Annotated in this window: 21 protein-coding genes and 1 other annotated feature; of the genes, 2 read left to right on the top strand and 19 right to left on the bottom strand. The window is 49.9% G+C overall.

Annotation, left to right across the window (positions count from 1 at the left end):
• Positions 1–331: 331 nt before the first annotated feature.
• From AC1VOR_RS21735 to cysE, 14 genes are all read right to left on the bottom strand, one after another.
• A complete protein-coding gene (locus AC1VOR_RS21735) occupies positions 332–931 on the bottom strand; it encodes a class I SAM-dependent methyltransferase (RefSeq protein ID WP_482620994.1) in 600 nt (199 codons plus the stop codon).
• Positions 932–1,033: 102 nt separating this feature from the next.
• Complete coding sequence (gene rplL / locus AC1VOR_RS21730) at positions 1,034–1,399, bottom strand: 50S ribosomal protein L7/L12 (RefSeq protein WP_059048871.1); 366 nt, start codon at positions 1,397–1,399, stop codon at positions 1,034–1,036.
• 71 nt (positions 1,400–1,470) lie between these two features.
• Positions 1,471–1,980, bottom strand: coding sequence for a 50S ribosomal protein L10 (gene rplJ, locus AC1VOR_RS21725; protein ID WP_482620992.1), 510 nt, complete (start codon positions 1,978–1,980; stop codon positions 1,471–1,473).
• A gap of 34 nt (positions 1,981–2,014) precedes the next feature.
• Positions 2,015–2,162, bottom strand: a sequence feature (ribosomal protein L10 leader region).
• A gap of 86 nt (positions 2,163–2,248) precedes the next feature.
• The gene (gene rplA, locus AC1VOR_RS21720) at positions 2,249–2,941 is read right to left on the bottom strand and encodes a 50S ribosomal protein L1 (RefSeq protein ID WP_482620990.1); all 693 of its coding nucleotides are present in this window, start codon (positions 2,939–2,941) and stop codon (positions 2,249–2,251) included.
• Between the two features lie 124 nt (positions 2,942–3,065).
• Entirely contained in the window at positions 3,066–3,491 is a 426-nt protein-coding gene (gene rplK, locus AC1VOR_RS21715) for a 50S ribosomal protein L11 (protein ID WP_026263624.1), read from the bottom strand.
• A 116-nt stretch (positions 3,492–3,607) separates the two neighbouring features.
• Entirely contained in the window at positions 3,608–4,141 is a 534-nt protein-coding gene (nusG, locus tag AC1VOR_RS21710; RefSeq protein WP_482620988.1) for a transcription termination/antitermination protein NusG, read from the bottom strand.
• 23 nt (positions 4,142–4,164) lie between these two features.
• Positions 4,165–4,356, bottom strand: coding sequence for a preprotein translocase subunit SecE (gene secE, locus AC1VOR_RS21705; protein ID WP_009226623.1), 192 nt, complete (start codon positions 4,354–4,356; stop codon positions 4,165–4,167).
• A 21-nt stretch (positions 4,357–4,377) separates the two neighbouring features.
• Complete coding sequence (gene rpmG, locus AC1VOR_RS21700; RefSeq protein ID WP_071784256.1) at positions 4,378–4,527, bottom strand: 50S ribosomal protein L33; 150 nt, start codon at positions 4,525–4,527, stop codon at positions 4,378–4,380.
• Between the two features lie 620 nt (positions 4,528–5,147).
• On the bottom strand, positions 5,148–5,807 hold the full coding sequence (gene sigH, locus AC1VOR_RS21695; protein WP_018754010.1) for an RNA polymerase sporulation sigma factor SigH: 660 nt from the start codon (positions 5,805–5,807) through the stop codon (positions 5,148–5,150).
• A 239-nt stretch (positions 5,808–6,046) separates the two neighbouring features.
• Positions 6,047–6,568, bottom strand: coding sequence for an NYN domain-containing protein (locus AC1VOR_RS21690; RefSeq protein ID WP_059048867.1), 522 nt, complete (start codon positions 6,566–6,568; stop codon positions 6,047–6,049).
• Between the two features lie 5 nt (positions 6,569–6,573).
• The gene (gene rlmB, locus AC1VOR_RS21685; protein ID WP_482620985.1) at positions 6,574–7,326 is read right to left on the bottom strand and encodes a 23S rRNA (guanosine(2251)-2'-O)-methyltransferase RlmB; all 753 of its coding nucleotides are present in this window, start codon (positions 7,324–7,326) and stop codon (positions 6,574–6,576) included.
• Between the two features lie 52 nt (positions 7,327–7,378).
• Complete coding sequence (locus AC1VOR_RS21680; protein ID WP_482621071.1) at positions 7,379–7,855, bottom strand: Mini-ribonuclease 3; 477 nt, start codon at positions 7,853–7,855, stop codon at positions 7,379–7,381.
• An 83-nt stretch (positions 7,856–7,938) separates the two neighbouring features.
• On the bottom strand, positions 7,939–9,345 hold the full coding sequence (cysS, locus tag AC1VOR_RS21675) for a cysteine--tRNA ligase (RefSeq protein ID WP_482620983.1): 1,407 nt from the start codon (positions 9,343–9,345) through the stop codon (positions 7,939–7,941).
• A 54-nt stretch (positions 9,346–9,399) separates the two neighbouring features.
• Positions 9,400–10,059, bottom strand: a complete 660-nt coding sequence (cysE, locus tag AC1VOR_RS21670) for a serine O-acetyltransferase (protein ID WP_482620982.1) — start codon at positions 10,057–10,059, stop codon at positions 9,400–9,402.
• Between the two features lie 75 nt (positions 10,060–10,134).
• Here cysE and AC1VOR_RS21665 point away from each other — a divergent pair, with 75 nt between their 5' ends.
• Complete coding sequence (locus AC1VOR_RS21665; protein WP_482620981.1) at positions 10,135–10,413, top strand: hypothetical protein; 279 nt, start codon at positions 10,135–10,137, stop codon at positions 10,411–10,413.
• 104 nt (positions 10,414–10,517) lie between these two features.
• Here AC1VOR_RS21665 and gltX read toward each other — a convergent pair whose 3' ends face one another.
• From gltX to AC1VOR_RS21645, 4 genes are all read right to left on the bottom strand, one after another.
• Positions 10,518–11,978 (bottom strand): glutamate--tRNA ligase, encoded by a 1,461-nt coding sequence (gltX, locus tag AC1VOR_RS21660; protein WP_482620979.1) that lies wholly within the window; start codon positions 11,976–11,978, stop codon positions 10,518–10,520.
• Positions 11,979–12,022: 44 nt separating this feature from the next.
• Complete coding sequence (ispF, locus tag AC1VOR_RS21655) at positions 12,023–12,511, bottom strand: 2-C-methyl-D-erythritol 2,4-cyclodiphosphate synthase (RefSeq protein ID WP_482620977.1); 489 nt, start codon at positions 12,509–12,511, stop codon at positions 12,023–12,025.
• Between the two features lie 81 nt (positions 12,512–12,592).
• On the bottom strand, positions 12,593–13,294 hold the full coding sequence (ispD, locus tag AC1VOR_RS21650; RefSeq protein ID WP_482620976.1) for a 2-C-methyl-D-erythritol 4-phosphate cytidylyltransferase: 702 nt from the start codon (positions 13,292–13,294) through the stop codon (positions 12,593–12,595).
• Positions 13,295–13,357: 63 nt separating this feature from the next.
• On the bottom strand, positions 13,358–14,446 hold the full coding sequence (locus AC1VOR_RS21645) for a PIN/TRAM domain-containing protein (RefSeq protein WP_482620974.1): 1,089 nt from the start codon (positions 14,444–14,446) through the stop codon (positions 13,358–13,360).
• Positions 14,447–14,650: 204 nt separating this feature from the next.
• Between AC1VOR_RS21645 and AC1VOR_RS21640 the strand changes: the two genes are divergently transcribed.
• The gene (locus AC1VOR_RS21640) at positions 14,651–15,046 is read left to right on the top strand and encodes a nucleoside triphosphate pyrophosphohydrolase family protein (RefSeq protein WP_482620972.1); all 396 of its coding nucleotides are present in this window, start codon (positions 14,651–14,653) and stop codon (positions 15,044–15,046) included.
• 189 nt (positions 15,047–15,235) lie between these two features.
• Here AC1VOR_RS21640 and pssA read toward each other — a convergent pair whose 3' ends face one another.
• On the bottom strand, positions 15,236–15,970 hold the full coding sequence (pssA, locus tag AC1VOR_RS21635) for a CDP-diacylglycerol--serine O-phosphatidyltransferase (RefSeq protein ID WP_482620970.1): 735 nt from the start codon (positions 15,968–15,970) through the stop codon (positions 15,236–15,238).
• Positions 15,971–16,014: the final 44 nt, after the last annotated feature.

The raw sequence follows: 16,014 nt of genomic DNA, 5'->3' as shown, positions 1-16,014 counted from the left end.
CTCACCCCTCATGTCTACTCACTTAAAAATTGATTGTCAACCCGTGTCGGTCACCTTATAATAGGACCATACGGATTCATCCACAAATAAAGAAAAGCCCTTATCGAATGCTTTCGAAAAAAGAGCATCATTATCCGTGTCGTTTCTGCCCTGATATCCTCATAACTGTTAGTTTATCCAAAATGTGCATAATATATGTAAAACAACGCGCTATTATGCATTGTTTTTACAAAGCTATTGACATTTCAGTCAACTAAAGTCATAGAGGGCATCCTAATGCTGACATTTTATAATAATAACATATTGGTTTTGTCAAGTCAACATGTTCCATTTACTGCTTGATCGCTTTGAAAATCCGATACCCCTTGTCCTTCGTAACTTCCTCCACGGACGCAAACAAGGATTCCAACTTCTCCTTGGCCGACGGTGCTCCTTGCTTCTTCTGAATGACAATCCATAACGCTCCGCCCGGCTTCAACCGTTCATGAGCTCCTTCAAAAATAGCATGCACTGTCGCTTTGCCGGCACGAATGGGCGGGTTGGTCAACACGATATCATATTGTCCCTCTTCCAAGGCTGCATATAGATCACTCTCAAGAATGGTCACATTAGCAATTCTATTAGCCGCAGCATTCTCTCTTGCCAGTTCAACGGCTCGGCTGTTCACATCTATCATTGTGACATGCCCCCGTGAAGCCAGTCTCGCTGCCGTTAGTCCAATGGGACCGTAACCACAACCTACATCAAGCACCTTCGCCTCCGGAGCAATCTCCATCGCCTCAATCAACGTACGGCTGCCAAAATCAACACCTTCCTTGGCAAACACACCCGTATCGCTGATAAAACGATAGTTTTGCCCTCGCAAGACTGTCTCCCAGGTCTTACGCTGATGCGCAACCGTTGGCTTACTACTATAGTAGTGATCTGACATTCGTGCACCTCCTTACACAATCGGGATCGGTTCAAAACCCTTAAGCAGTAAAACAAACCCCTTGAATCAAGTTCAAGGGGTTTGCCGTAGGAAAGAAGGGAATTACTTCACTTCTACGCTTGCGCCTGCTTCTTCCAATTTTGCTTTTACAGCTTCTGCTTCTTCTTTAGCCACTTTTTCTTTCAGTGGTTTTGGTGCGTTATCAACCAGGTCTTTGGCTTCTTTCAAGCCCAGGCCAGTGATTTCGCGAACAACTTTGATTACGTTGATTTTGGAGCCGCCTGCACTAGTCAGGATTACGTCGAATTCGCTTTGCTCTTCAGCCGCTGCTGCGCCTGCGCCACCGCCAGCTACAACAACTGGAGCTGCTGCAGTTACGCCGAATTCTTCTTCGATTGCTTTAACAAGTTCGTTCAGTTCAAGAACGGTCATACCTTTGATTTCTTCCAAGATCGTTTCTTTACTCATGGTTGAACCTCCATTGTATAATAATTTATTGGTTTTGTTGAATCAACTAGCTTGTAGCAGACAGAGTAAGCTTACGCGCTTGCGCTGCCTTCTTCTTTCTCGGCAACAGCCTTGACTGCCAGTGCCAAGTTGCGTACTGGAGCTTGAAGCACGCTGAGGAGCATCGAAAGGAGACCTTCGCGGGACGGCAGGCTTGCGAGAGCATTGATTTGATCTACGCCAACCACACGACCTTCAACCACGCCACCTTTTAACTTCAAAGCTTCATTCTTCTTCGCGAATTCGCTCAGAATTTTAGCTGGAGCAATAGCATCTTCCGTACTGAACGCAATTGCTGTAGGACCAGTCAATACTTCATCCAGTTCGCTAAGTTCCGCTGCAGCCGTCGCACGACGAACAAGCGTGTTCTTAAGCACTTGGAATTCCACGCCAGCTTCACGAAGCTGTTTGCGAAGTTCAGTAACTTGAGCAACATTCAAACCGCGATAGTCGGCAACAACGGTCGTTGCACTTTCGCGCAATTTCGACGTTACTACTTCAACGGCTTCTTGTTTTGCTTGAATGACTTTTGCGTTTGCCAAACTTTACACCTCCTATTAGATTACATGAGCCTTCTTAATCATTAAAAAAAGCCTCCGTAGAATCACGAAGGCTCGATATACATCACACGCAGTAAAACTGCCATATTGACGTTCTATCACAACACCTCGGTAGGAAATTAAGCTTGCGCACCTACTGTCTACGGTAAGCATATTCTTATTTAAGTCTCACATGAAAACAACTTTTACAGTATACCAAGGACGAGCCCTGGATGTCAATCCCTTCGCTCTCTAAAGATAGAAGAGGATCTTATCTGTAAGATGCTGTATTTACGCGAGCGCTAGGGCCCATGGTCGAAGAAATCGCAATATTCTTCAAGTATACGCCTTTGGCAGCAGCCGGTTTAGCCCGGTTCAAAGCGTCAAGCAGAGCTTTGAGGTTTTCGTTCAATTGCTCTTCAGTAAAGGATATTTTACCGATTGGCGCATGAATTTGACCCGCTTTATCCAAACGATACTCGATTTTACCTGCTTTGATTTCTTGAACGGCTTTAGCTACGTCAAACGTAACTGTGCCTGCTTTAGGGTTAGGCATGAGGCCTTTACCACCGAGCAAACGGCCGAGTTTACCAACTTCACTCATCATGTCCGGTGTAGCTACGCACACATCGAACTCGAACCAGCCTTGTTGGATTTTGTTGATCATGTCCTGATCGCCTACATAGTCAGCTCCAGCAGCTTCCGCTTCCTTCACTTTATCGCCTTTGGCAAATACCAGAACACGTTGTGTTTTACCAGTACCGTGTGGCAGTACAACTACGCCACGAACAGCTTGGTCTTGTTTACGAGGGTCTACGCCCAAACGAACTGCTGCTTCGACGGTTTCGTCGAATTTCGCACTCGCTGCCTTCTTTACCAGCCCAACGGCTTCAGCAGGCTCATAGGTTGCTTCGCTATCAATCAGCTTAGCAGCTTCAAGGTATTTCTTACCATGTTTAGCCATTAAATTCGTCCTCCTTCGTGGTATTAGCGGAAATTCCTCCCACTTAAAGATGAACTCTATGTCGACGCATGTGCATCTCATAGCTATTCATCCGAGGGCAGATTACTCCACCCTTGCTCCAAGATTAGTCTTGGATTGTGATGCCCATACTGCGAGCAGTACCTTCAACCATACGCATAGCTGCTTCAACGGAAGCTGCGTTAAGGTCAGGCATTTTTTGCTCCGCGATTTGACGAACAGTGTCGCGATTCACGGTAGCTACTTTCTTCTTGTTCGGTTCGCCAGAACCCTTCTCGATCTTCGCTGCTACGCGAAGCAGAACGGCTGCCGGTGGAGTTTTGGTGATGAACGTAAAGGAACGATCTTCAAACACCGAAATTTCAACCGGGATGATCAAACCTGCTTGATCGGCAGTACGTGCGTTGAATTCCTTACAGAATGCCATGATGTTGACACCCGCTTGACCCAGCGCCGGACCTACCGGAGGTGCAGGGTTCGCTTTACCCGCAGGAATTTGCAGTTTTACCACTTTGATAACTTTTTTCGCCATGTAAAACACCTCCTTGCCAAATTGTGGTAGACGGAACCGAGGTGGCCCCTCCCACTTAAAACCCTAAGAAACCTTAGAAGTAGCTCAAATAATCAATCTGATTTTTCGAGCAATTCTTATATTTTTTCCACTTGAGTGTAATCCAGTTCAAGCGGGGTTTCTCGTCCAAACATGTTGACGTGAACCTTGACCTTGCTCTTGTCTGTCAAAATTTCCTCGATCGAGCCGACGAAATTGGCAAACGGACCAACCTTGATGCGTACGGATTCCTTGAGTTCGAATTCGATCACCGGCTTCGGCTCTTCCATACCCATATGCGCCAAAATCTGCTCCACTTCTTCAGGAAGCAGAGCCGTAGGCTTGGAACCGGAGCCCGTGGAGCCGACAAACCCAGTAACCCCTGGCGTATTGCGAACAACATACCAAGAGTCGTCGGTTTGGATCATTTCCACCAAGACATAACCGGGGTAAACTTTACGCATGACGGTCTTCTTCTTACCGTCTTTGTTCACCACTTCTTCTTCCATCGGAACAAGAACGCGGAATATCTTGTCTTCCATGCCCATGGACTCGACGCGCTTCTCCAAATTGGCTTTGACTTTGTTCTCATACCCGGAATAGGTATGAACGACATACCATCTTTTTTCCATATCAAGCCACCTAAGGACCCTTCTTAAATTATCGCTTCGATCACAGCAGAGATGCCAATGTCCAGAACCCAAAAATAAATCGCGACAACGGTAATTGTACCCAGCACAATCAGCGTGTAATTAGTCAGCTCTTTACGATTAGGCCAGCGAACCTTTTTAAGCTCGGCCCAGCTCTCAGAGAAAAAAGAAAACAACGACTTGAAACTACGTTTCACGCGCCATTACACCTCCAAAGACTATCTGGTTTCGCGATGAGGAACTTGCTCGTTACAAAACTTGCAAAATTTCTTCATCTCCATGCGGTCGGGGTGGTTACGCTTGTTTTTCGTTGTCGTGTAGTTTCTTTGTTTGCAGTTCGTACAAGCCAACGTAATGATTACCCGCATGATGTGCACCTCCCGAAGACATTCTAAATGAGCGTCTCTATATTGACCTAAGCCTCTATGTTCACCTAAAAAAGGGAACACAAAATTAGGCCTACCTAAAACACTTTATCATATGGGGTCAACCATGTCAACGAGACATCATATCTACTCTTCGATTAATGATAGAGGTTGTTCAAAAAGTCGTCTTCCCATGACGGAGTTGATTCGAGAAGTGAGTTCGACATCGAATCTTGAATTCAGCCGGGCCTAGCATAGGCTTCCGAAGTATGTTTCTTGCAGAAACATTTCAGTTGCTCACGTACCCTGCTTCCGAAGTCGTTTTCTCCGAAAACGTGTAGCTCCGCTACTCAGTCCCTGTCTTCATCCAACCTTCTCGGTCCTGTCAACGAGACATCATATCTACTCTTCGATTAATTATAGTATAACTCACTATTTTGGAAGATAAACCCGTCGGGCTGACAATAGCTGCTACTATCGCACTGGAAGCCTTCGTGCTTTACCCCCGGCCAGCGCTTGACCCAAGGCATTCCGGCCCCTTCATTCCTGCTTAATCCCACCTGTGCAAAGTGGCAAAAAAAGGGCCGCCTGCTAGCAGGCCACCCGGTCATTCGTTCTGAAATTTAAATACTACTGCTGCCATCTCGTACTTCCAAGTAGCGTTCTAACTTGCGCTTCACCCGCTGCAAGGCGTTATCGATCGACTTCACGTGGCGGCTTAAATCCACCGCAATTTCCTGATAGGAACGTCCATCCAAATAAAGCATCAGGACCTTTCGCTCCAGATCGCTGAGAATTTCGGACATCTTGTCCTCAAGACCCGTAAATTCTTCCTGGTTAATGATCAATTCTTCCGGATCACTCACTTGAGTGCCACAGATGACATCAAGCAATGTCCGGTCGGAATCCTCATCGTAAATCGGCTTATCTAAGGATACATAGGAATTAAGCGGAATATGCTTCTGCCTCGTCGCCGTCTTGATCGCCGTAATGATCTGTCTGGTTATGCAGAGCTCGGCAAAGGCCTTGAAGGAAGATTGCTTGTCCCCCCGAAAGTCCCGGATCGATTTATAAAGTCCGATCATGCCCTCCTGAATAATATCCTCTCGATCCGCACCGATCAGGAAGTAGGATCTGGCTTTGGCGCGCACAAAACTGCGATATTTGTTGATTAGGTATTCCAGTGCTTCACTATCACCCTGGCGAACCGCTTCGACAATATCTTCGTCATTTTGGATCTCATAGTCAAACCTTACCCATAATTCGAGTTTGACACTCACCACAAATCCCTCCGGCTGCAACGCACCGTACTCCGTCACTCAATCAAGTAATACGAACAGTATATATGAAGCTGCATATTAGCGTCAACCGCAAAAGTACCAAAAGATGTAAAGACAAGCTTTGTCAAGGGTATTTAGGAGGAGTCTAAGAGATTAACCTATTATTGTGAGTTTCATTGCATTGCCTAAAAAAATGTTTTATTGTCTTCAAAATTTGTGTTCAAAAAGTTAGGTTTTCAGCGTTACTGTCTTCGCCAGCGTTCGAGGAACTGCCGCTGCTCCGGACTCAGCTTGGAATCCAGGGTATTACGGCTGGAGCTCTCGCTTCGCTTGGCGATTTGGGCCTGTATTTCCTTCTCGCTTTGCTCCACCTGGATTAACAATTCGCGGGCGGAAACACGCAAGGCTCCCTGGCCGAAAATCACATGCTGTTCTACCATATCGCTGGTAGCAACATAAACCTGGCGTCTGCGATGGCTAAGTTCGCCAACCAAACGCTCAATGCACTCATCCGCCGTCTCCTTCTCTTTAGTGAAGACCATGGCTACTTTATTTTGAGAATAGGATTTGCCTAGACCTGGCACCCGGTAAGCATCGAAAACGACAATCACTTTCCTGCCAGAAAAGGCCTGGTAATCGGCGAGGCGCTCCAGCAGCCGGTCCCGCGCCTCCTGTAAATCCCGCTGAGACAGCTCGAACAGCTCAGGCCACCCGCCGATCATGTTATATCCATCTACCAGAAGCACATCGCGCACATCGCGCATGGCCCTTATCCTTCAGCGCGTCGTCTGCGCAGTGCTTCATACATAATGACCCCTGCGGCGACCGAAGCGTTCAGAGAATTCAATCGTCCATTCATCGGCAGCTTTAACAGAAGATCGCAGGTCTCCCGCACCAAGCGCCCCATGCCTTTACTCTCGTTGCCAATGACGATAGCTACCGGTCCGGTCAACACATTCCCGCCTTGGTACATTTCCTCCTGGGCCGCTACATCCGTGCCCACGATCCATATCCCAGCTTCCTTCAAACGTTCCATCGTCTGCACAAGATTGGTTACCCGTGCTACAGGCACATACTCAACCGCACCCGCTGAGGTCTTGGACACCGTTGCAGTAATCGCGACAGAACGACGCTTCGGAATGATGACACCGTGTACTCCCGTGCACTCCGCCGTACGCAATATCGAACCTAGATTATGCGGGTCCTCGATCTCGTCCAAAATAAGCAGAAATGGTGCTTCCTCCCGTTCCTTCGCCTTAGCTAACAGATCATCCACCTCGGCATAGGCATAAGGAGCAACCTGAGCTACGACGCCTTGATGCTGCAGTCCCGGAGCCAACTGATCCAGCTTCCTCTTATCTACAAATTGCACCACGATACCATGCTTCTTCGCTTCGGCTACAATGGGCTGGGTCAGATGCTTCTGAGCACCTTCAGCCACCCATATTTTATTAATTGTTCGTCCGGCATTCAGCGCTTCAAGCAGCGAATGTTTACCGCCAATCCATTCTTGTTCCTCCATGTAAGTCCTCCTGGGGAGCTTCCTTCTATTTCATGCTCCCAATATATTATGGCTACGATTTACGAGTATCCTCCAAATGAGCAAAGCCTTCCGCAATTAACAACCGGAGCCGAGTGTGCTCACCGGTGTAATAGAGAAAGCCGATCAGGCTTTCAAAAGCCGTCGCCTGACGGTAATCCTGCACGCTGGCATTCTTGGGCACGGTGCCCGACTTGGCGTTGCGCCCCTGGCGCACGACGTCCTTCTCCGCTTCCGTGAGCAGTGGCTCCACCAGAGCCAGCAATTGAGCTTGCGCCTTGGCCGAGACGTACTTCGTCGACTCACCGTGCAGATGATGAGGCCGCAGGTTCGGGCGGGCCATCACATGCTGACGCACGGCCACCTCGTACACGGCGTCGCCGATGTAGGCAAGCGCCAGCGGGGGTAGAAGCCGTGCCGGCTTGGAGGGCGCGTCAGGGAACCAGAGCGGCGAGAGGTCGCCTGGCTCCGGCGCATTCCCGCCAGTGCTGGCTGGCGAGCCGCCGCCCATAGCAGCGGCTTCCAGCGCCTGTAGGCCCCCTTCTGCCTGCTGGTTGCCTACAGGTGCCCCGCTGCCCTCCCGGTTAGGCCCGCTCATTTGCGCCGCCATCTCATGCCCTGCGGCGTATCCTCAAGCACGATGCCGCGCTCATCCAGCAGATCGCGAATCTCATCAGCGCGAGCCCAGTTCTTGGTCTTACGCGCTTCATTTCGTTCGGCAATCAGCGCTTCGATCTCCTCATTAGGCAGTTCTGTTTCCGGGGGCAAGGCAATCCGGAGCACACTGTTCATTTCCTCAAACAACGCAAGTGCCGCTTCAAGCTCACCGCGACTAACCACTGGCTGTTGCAGCAGCGTGTTCACTTCGCTCACCCACTCGAAGACCGCCGTAATCGCATCCGGTGTATTGAAGTCATCCTGCATTTTCGCATGGAACAACTCTCGTACCGTCTCCAGCTTGGCCTGCCACTCGGGCGACGCTTGCTCGCTGCCGCTCTGGAAGGCGGCGCCAAGACGGTGACGCAAATTGTTCACCGCGTTGCTAATCCGCTCTACACTCCGCTCTGCCTGCTGCATGATTTCCTCGGTGAAATTCAACGGATTGCGATAGTGGGTCGATAACATGAAGTAGCGAATAGCCTCCAGCTTATACTGGGTACGCAAATCCTTGACCAGAATACCGTTGCCCAGAGACTTCGACATCTTCTCCCCACCAATATTAATATACCCGTTGTGCATCCAGTAATTGGCGAGCGGCTTGCCAGTAACCGCTTCGGATTGAGCCACCTCGCACTCATGGTGCGGGAACTGCAAATCCTGGCCCCCGCCGTGGATGTCCAGCGTGTCACCCAGCAATTGCCGGGACATCGCCGAGCATTCGATATGCCAGCCTGGTCGGCCTTCGCCCCAAGGGCTGCTCCAGTGAATCTCGCCAGGTTTGGCCGCTTTCCAGAGTACGAAATCCTCAGGATGTTCCTTACGATCATCGATATCAATACGAATACCGAATTGCAGCTCCCCGATATTTTGACCAGATAGCTTGCCGTAATCGGAAAATTTGTTCGTCCGGTAAAATACATCTCCCCCGTTCTCGTAAGCATAGCCCTTCTGCTCCAGATCGCGGATAAAATCGATAATCACGTTCATGTTGTCGGTAACCCGCGGATTAGCCGTCGCCCGGGGAATCCCCAGCCCATCCAAATCCTCATAGTAGGCCTGAATGAACTTCTCGGCCACCTCGGGTACCGTTGTATTCATCTCTTCCGCTTTACGAATTAACTTATCATCGACATCCGTAAAGTTAACCACGTAATTCACTTTGTATTGTTGATTCTCCAAATAGCTGCGGACCACATCAAAGAAAATCATGGGTCTTGCATTTCCGATATGGATATACCCGTATACCGTCGGCCCGCAGACGTACATATTCACTTCTCCCGGGTTCAAGCTGACAAACTCTTCTTTCTTGCGGGTAAGGGTGTTATAGATCTGTAATGCCATAAAGTAATGTTCCTTTCAGTGTAAATTTCAGGAGTCTTCGCCGGCTATGCCCACTTATTTCTCTGTGGGAGCTTCCTTACGAAGCTGCTGGCTCAATTCCAGGAGTTCGTTACGCAATTGCTCAATTTCTCGATGCATGTCGCGCATCGTATCAATCACAGGATCGGGCAGTTGATGATCAAGGCGGTCCAGACGCTTGCCACCTTGGCGCACGACTCTACCCGGAATGCCGACCACGGTACTTCCTGCCGGCACCTCCTTCAGTACAACTGAATTGGCCCCGATATTGGCCTGATCGCCAATTTTGAATGAGCCAAGCACCTTGGCCCCGGAACCAATAACTACATTATCGCCGACGGTCGGGTGACGTTTCCCCTTCTCTTTCCCGCTACCACCAAGCGTGACTCCCTGATAGATAACCACATCATCGCCTATTTCGCAAGTTTCTCCAATCACAACCCCCATGCCGTGGTCAATGAACAAGCGATTCCCAATTCGAGCCCCCGGATGGATCTCGATGCCGGTGATAAAACGGCTGGCTTGCGAGATGATGCGCGCAATCGTAAACCAGCGCCGACGATAGAAGAAATGTGCAATCCGGTGGTTCCAAATGGCATGAAGACCGGAATAGGTAAATATCACCTCAAACCAGCTTCTGGCCGCCGGGTCATTGTCAAAGACAGCCCGAATATCCGATTTGATCGTTCTAAACATCGTCTCCCCCACCTTCTTGCCCGCCTTCATTCAAAAAAAGGACGCCCCTGCAGCTATCGCTGCAAAGGCATCCTGATGACGCGGTTCCACTTTGCTTTGGATGAAACCCAAGCCTACGGCCAGGTTCCTCTCTCTAACGTCCTTAACGCGGACGAAACGGCGGATGCTACCTCGCTCTTCAAGCGGCGTGCTCGCATCCGCGGCTCCCGGGTGCATTTCCCCCAGCTCCGTATCCGGATAACTCTCAGCCTGGATGTCCTCGTGGCGGTCCGCACCGAAGGGTCCCGGTTATCCTCTCTGGTTGATACGGCTAGTCTGGTGTACTTCTCCCGATCTATGCCTATGGGAAGGTAGCCACACGGCCACCTCTAAAATATCAATAATGAATGTACTGCCTTTATATTACCTAAAGGCCATGCAACTGACAAGCTCGATTTACCGAGATGACCAGTCTTTGCTTATAATGCAGCAATACGAGCTTGCAGCCGGGCAATGACTTTATCACGTCCCAATAAATGAAGGGTCTTGTTCAAATCCCGCCCATGCATTTGTCCTGTCAGCGCTACGCGAATTGGCATGAACAACCCTTTACCCTTCACGCCGGTCTCCTTCTGCACCTCTTTGATCGCTGCGGCGATGTGCTCTGCACTGAAGTCAGCCAGGGCTTCTGCCTTGGCCAGAAAAGCACTAAGTACCTCTCCAACCTGAGGTTCACCCAAAATGGCAGCGCCTTCCGCATCAATCTCCAGCTCGCTGCGGAAGAACAGTTCGGATAACTCTACAATATCCGAAGCTGCGGTCATTTGTTCCTGATACAAAGCGACCAGTTCCTTCGCCCAGACCGTAAGCTCCGAATTAAGTTCAGCCGGCAGACGTCCAGCCTTCTGCAGATGTGGAATCGCCAGCGCTGCAATACGTTCCGGGTCCGCACTCTTGATGTAATGGTTATTCAAGTGAGCCAGCTTGTTCTTATCAAACACGGCCGGACTACGGGACAAGCGGTTGGCATCAAATATAGAGATTAATTCTTCCTTGGTGAAGAACTCCTCTTCCCCTTCCGGCGACCAGCCAAGTAAAGCGATGAAATTAAACAATGCTTCAGGAAGATATCCAAGCTGATCATACTGCTCAAGGAACTGGATGACCGATTCGTCGCGTTTACTCAGCTTCTTGTGATTATCTCCCACGATCAGCGTCATATGCCCGAATACCGGCGGCTCCCAGCCGAAGGCATCGTAAATCATGAGCTGCCGCGGCGTGTTGGAGACATGGTCTTCCCCGCGCAGCACGTGGGTGATGTTCATCAAATGATCGTCAAGCACTACCGCAAAATTATAGGTAGGAATGCCATCCTTTTTGACGATAACAAAATCACCGCTAACCTCGGACTCGAAGGAGATAGGTCCTTTGACCAGATCATCAAATGTAAATGTCCGGCCTTCCGGTACGCGGAAGCGAATGCTATACGGGCGACCTTCTGCTTCGAAGGCAGCGATCTGCTCGGAGGTCAGGTTCCGGTGCTTCCCGGAATAACGCGGAGTTTCCCCGCGAGCCGATTGCTCCTCGCGCTCCTTCTCCAATTCTTCTTCGGTGCAATAACAGCGGTAAGCAAGCCCACGGTCCAGCAAATCCTGAACTAACGGGCGATACAATTCCAGACGCTCCGTTTGGCGATAAGGACCATAGTCTCCGCCTACATCTACGCTCTCATCCCAATCAATCCCCAGCCATTTCAAGTAAGTAAGCTGGTTCTCTTCCCCACCGGCTACGTTACGCTTCATGTCCGTATCCTCAATCCGGATCACAAATTTTCCGCCATGATGTCTGGCAAACAAATAATTAAATAACGCCGTTCTGGCATTTCCGATATGTAAATGACCCGTCGGACTCGGCGCATAACGCACGCGAACTTCTGCCATGCTAATCCCTCCCGTTAATCAACCTCTTTTGAACCTCTACAAGTTTATGATGATAGCATATTTGAAACTAAACAGACAATGCACTGTGCCGCAATGCCCTCGCCGCGCCCGGTAAATCCAAGCTGCTCGGTCGTGGTCGCCTTGACATTGATTCGCTCTGCCTCGGTACCCAGTGTACGAGCGATCACCTCTACCATTTGCGGGATATAAGGGGCCATCTTCGGTTTCTGGGCGATCAGAGTGGCATCCAGATTTCCCAAGCTGTATCCTCGCTCGCCTGCCATCTCCCAGACCCGCTCAAGCAGGACAACACTGTCCGCATCCTTGAACGCAGGGTCCGTATCTGGAAAATGGCGTCCGATATCTCCAAGCCCCAACGCTCCCAGAATTGCATCACTTATAGCATGGAGCAAGACATCAGCATCGGAATGGCCCAACAGCCCTTTCTCGTACGGAATTTCTACGCCACCGATGATGCATGGCCTGTCCTCTACCAACTGGTGCACGTCGAAACCTTGCCCTACCTTTAACATATGATAATCCTCTCCCTGACATATAATGGCCCTTGCTATAAAATACGGGTCAACTCATAGGTGCCTGCTGCCGGTATGGGCTTACGGACGCTGCTGCAGCCGGAGAAATGTCGCATAATCCAAATCCTCAGGCGTCGTCAGCTTGATGTTGCGGTAATCCCCCTCCACCAGCTTGACCCGAATGCCCAGACGCTCCACCAGCATAGAATCGTCCGTGCCTACAAAGCCCTCCGCCTCCGCCTGCTCATGAGCAGCCAGCAAATCCTTCAAGCGAAAAGCCTGCGGGGTTTGAATGGACCATAGCAGGCGCCGATCCAGAGTAGAAGCTACCCAGTCCTGCTCCTCTGCCTGCTTGATTGTATCCTTCACCGGTACGGCCAGCACGGCTGCACCGTGTGCCTTCACCGCCTCACAGCAAGCCGTAATATGCTCGCCTGCAACAAAAGGGCGGACGCCGTCATGCACCAGTACCCAGGGCGTGCTAAGCTGTAGCAATCCCTGGTATACCGAATGCTGACGCTCGGCGCCGCCCGCGATAACTTGTATGTGCCCTTGCATTCCATATTCGGCAATCCACGCCTGGCAACGGTCCACATCCTGTTCACCTGTTACCAGTACAATTTGTGAAATCAGCGGATGGCGGTCAAACGCCTCCAAGGTATGAATGATAATCGGCTTGTCCTCCAGCATAAGATACTGCTTGCTTTCAGCCGTCCCCATACGCGTGCCGCGGCCCGCTGCCACCACGATGACACCAATATCGCCGTTCGCTTGTAACTCCACGTTCTGCCTCACCCTTGCCCGAAAGTAAATGCGACTAGACGCATTTACTCCCATCATACCGAATTACTGGGCTTTTTCCAACAGTTTTGGCTTGGCAAAAATCATTCGCCCCGCCGAGGTTTGCAGTACGCTGGTCACCAGTACCTCTGTAATGCTGCCAATATAGTCACGTCCGCCTTCCACAACGATCATTGTTCCATCGTCCAGATAAGCCACGCCTTGTCCATGTTCCTTGCCATCCTTGATCACCTGAACCATAATTTCCTCGCCCGGCAGTACAACCGGCTTTACGGCATTGGCCAAATCATTGATGTTCAACACTGATACCCCTTGAAGCTCACACACCTTGTTCAGGTTGAAATCGTTCGTCACGACTTTCCCCGGCAAGACCTTTGCCAATTTAACCAGCTTGCTGTCCACCTCGGAGATATCTTCGAAGTCTCCTTCATAAATCATGACCTTCACGTCCAGTTCCTTCTGAATCTTGTTCAGAATATCCAGCCCGCGACGCCCACGATTTCGCTTCAACAAGTCTGAAGAGTCGGCAATATGCTGCAATTCCTCCAGCACAAACTCGGGAATAACAATCGTACCCTCAATAAATCCCGTCTTGCAAATGTCTGCAATACGGCCGTCGATAATCACGCTTGTATCCAGAATCTTATGTTCCTCAGACCAGTGCTCTTCGTCGGCTCCCGTTCCTCCCCAAGCTCCTGACTTCCAGAGTAGGGATAATTCTTCCTTCTTCGCCAAGCCAACACATAAACCCATATAGCCCAGCAGAGCAGAAACCGTAAACCGAGCCAAACTTTCCAAATTCCCAAGCCAAGATAACAGGGGATAGACCGTTAAAGAAAGAAGAAGTCCCGCAGTCAGACCGACCGCACCGGCCGTCATCTCATTCATTGGAATTTGCGTTAAGGTCGCTACCCATGATTTCACCTTGGAAGATACGACGTCTGCAGCCAAAGAGAACAGGAACAAGAACAGAATAGCACCAGCCGCTGCCCACAATAAGTTCGCCACAAAGGGAGGCAGTTCACGGAACCAGCTCTGTAGAGTCTCTGGCATAATTCCCATCAAGCCACCGGTCGTATAACCGAGCCACGCTCCGCACAAACCGGACAACATCAGCAAGTATTTTTTCAGCACGCCTTTCTTCACCTCCTGAATAAGTATTTTCTTTAGCCAGTATGAACCAAATATTGGGTACATAATCCGGGAAGTCCTAACTTTTTTGGTGAAAAAAATGACCTCGGGCCGCAGAGGCCCCTCACACTATGCCATTTCAGGTTGATATCGGAGGATTAGGTGGAATATAATGAATTCAATTCATAATATTGAGGTGGATGGAAAATGAGCGCACCAAGCCTTCAATCTTTTCAAGAACAAGTGTCTGAATTGTTGCTCCGTCACCGCAGTCTGTTAGATGTCCTGTCCAAAATGGGACAAACCAACGCTGCCGCCGTTCGTTCCGTAACCAAGTCCGTGACGGAATGCGGGTGCATTGAATTACACGCCACCAGGCAGGATTTTGAGCCTGGACTTAATTTGCAGGAAGCTAAGGAAACCATCGCCAAGCATGTGCAGGGCGAGCTTTGCGAGAATTGCCGGGATGCTATTGCAGGTGAGCTTGGACGCAACCTTTTCTATATGTCTGCCCTCTGCAATCTGCTGGATATTGATATGCAAGAAATTATGGAGCAGGAGTCACAGAAATGCGCCACACTGGGTCTGTTTAACTTGTCGTAAGCAGTCTTCCCGCCCATTCAAGAACATACCAAAAAGGCATCGATCCATCCCTAGGGGGAAGATCCATGCCTTTTTTTGACTTTCTATAAGAGCCTACGAGCCGTAATTCTCAATAAAAAAGCCACCCTGCACAGGATGGCCCTGATACTTAACGTATGTTAACTTACACCCTAATGTCCACGAGACCTGTCAGCGCTTCGAGCGATAACCTTCTTCTCCATCCGCCTTGTCGTCTTGCCGGCGTCTGCGGCGAACCAAACGCTTGATATTCTGGTTAAATCCGTACAACGCATAGACCACTAACGGGATGAAGATGAGTTTGGCCATCTGATCCGGAAAAATAACCGCAATAACTACGGCAAAAATAACTACCAGCGGGGTATAGGCCACTGCCTTCTTCGGCAAACCAACCTTCTTGAAGTTAGGATATTTAACGGTGCTAATCATCAGATAAGAGAGCAGCAGCATGGATACTACAAAATACGGAGCCGTAAATTCCCGGTAAAACAAGGATAAGGTGGCAAGCACACCTCCGGCTGCCGGAATCGGCAAGCCAATAAAATATCCCGGAATTCCCTTCTGGACATTGAAGCGGGCTAATCTCAGCGCTCCGCAAAGCGGGAAGATCGCCGTGACGGCCCAAGCCATTCCCGTGGGGATACTATGAAAGGAGATCAGATACATAATCAACGCTGGCGCGATCCCAAACGAAATGATGTCCGATAAGGAGTCCAGTTCTTTCCCAAATTCGCTTTGGGCATTGAGCGCCCTAGCCACACGTCCGTCCAAACCATCCAGCAGCATGGCGACAATGACCATAATGGCGGCCAAGCTAAAACGTTCCTCCGTCGCCATTATGATAGCCAGCATGCCGAGAACCATGTTTCCTAACGTGAACAGACTTGGAATTGATTTCGTAATCATCTCTTCACCTCGAATAGATATTCCTTAACCATCCATTGATGATA

The sequence above is a fragment of the Paenibacillus sp. 1SOY10 genome (assembly GCF_056836745.1).
The sequence above is the reverse complement of the archived record's forward strand: the minus strand, read 5'-3'. Positions and strand labels throughout refer to the sequence as shown.

Coding starts and splice junctions, on each gene's coding strand:
- cysE (WP_482620982.1), bottom strand. CDS start 10,059: ATGTTTAGAACGATCAAATCGGATATTCGGGCTGTCTTTGACAATGAC.
- ispF (WP_482620977.1), bottom strand. CDS start 12,511: ATGTTAAAGGTAGGGCAAGGTTTCGACGTGCACCAGTTGGTAGAGGAC.
- AC1VOR_RS21665 (WP_482620981.1), top strand. CDS start 10,135: ATGACGCGGTTCCACTTTGCTTTGGATGAAACCCAAGCCTACGGCCAG.
- rplA (WP_482620990.1), bottom strand. CDS start 2,941: ATGGCTAAACATGGTAAGAAATACCTTGAAGCTGCTAAGCTGATTGAT.
- pssA (WP_482620970.1), bottom strand. CDS start 15,970: ATGATTACGAAATCAATTCCAAGTCTGTTCACGTTAGGAAACATGGTT.
- rpmG (WP_071784256.1), bottom strand. CDS start 4,527: ATGCGGGTAATCATTACGTTGGCTTGTACGAACTGCAAACAAAGAAAC.
- AC1VOR_RS21690 (WP_059048867.1), bottom strand. CDS start 6,568: ATGCGCGATGTGCGCGATGTGCTTCTGGTAGATGGATATAACATGATC.
- AC1VOR_RS21680 (WP_482621071.1), bottom strand. CDS start 7,855: ATGGGCGGCGGCTCGCCAGCCAGCACTGGCGGGAATGCGCCGGAGCCA.
- cysS (WP_482620983.1), bottom strand. CDS start 9,345: ATGGCATTACAGATCTATAACACCCTTACCCGCAAGAAAGAAGAGTTT.
- nusG (WP_482620988.1), bottom strand. CDS start 4,141: ATGGAAAAAAGATGGTATGTCGTTCATACCTATTCCGGGTATGAGAAC.
- rplK (WP_026263624.1), bottom strand. CDS start 3,491: ATGGCGAAAAAAGTTATCAAAGTGGTAAAACTGCAAATTCCTGCGGGT.
- gltX (WP_482620979.1), bottom strand. CDS start 11,978: ATGGCAGAAGTTCGCGTGCGTTATGCGCCGAGTCCGACGGGTCATTTA.
- AC1VOR_RS21640 (WP_482620972.1), top strand. CDS start 14,651: ATGAGCGCACCAAGCCTTCAATCTTTTCAAGAACAAGTGTCTGAATTG.
- AC1VOR_RS21735 (WP_482620994.1), bottom strand. CDS start 931: ATGTCAGATCACTACTATAGTAGTAAGCCAACGGTTGCGCATCAGCGT.
- rplL (WP_059048871.1), bottom strand. CDS start 1,399: ATGAGTAAAGAAACGATCTTGGAAGAAATCAAAGGTATGACCGTTCTT.
- rlmB (WP_482620985.1), bottom strand. CDS start 7,326: ATGGAGGAACAAGAATGGATTGGCGGTAAACATTCGCTGCTTGAAGCG.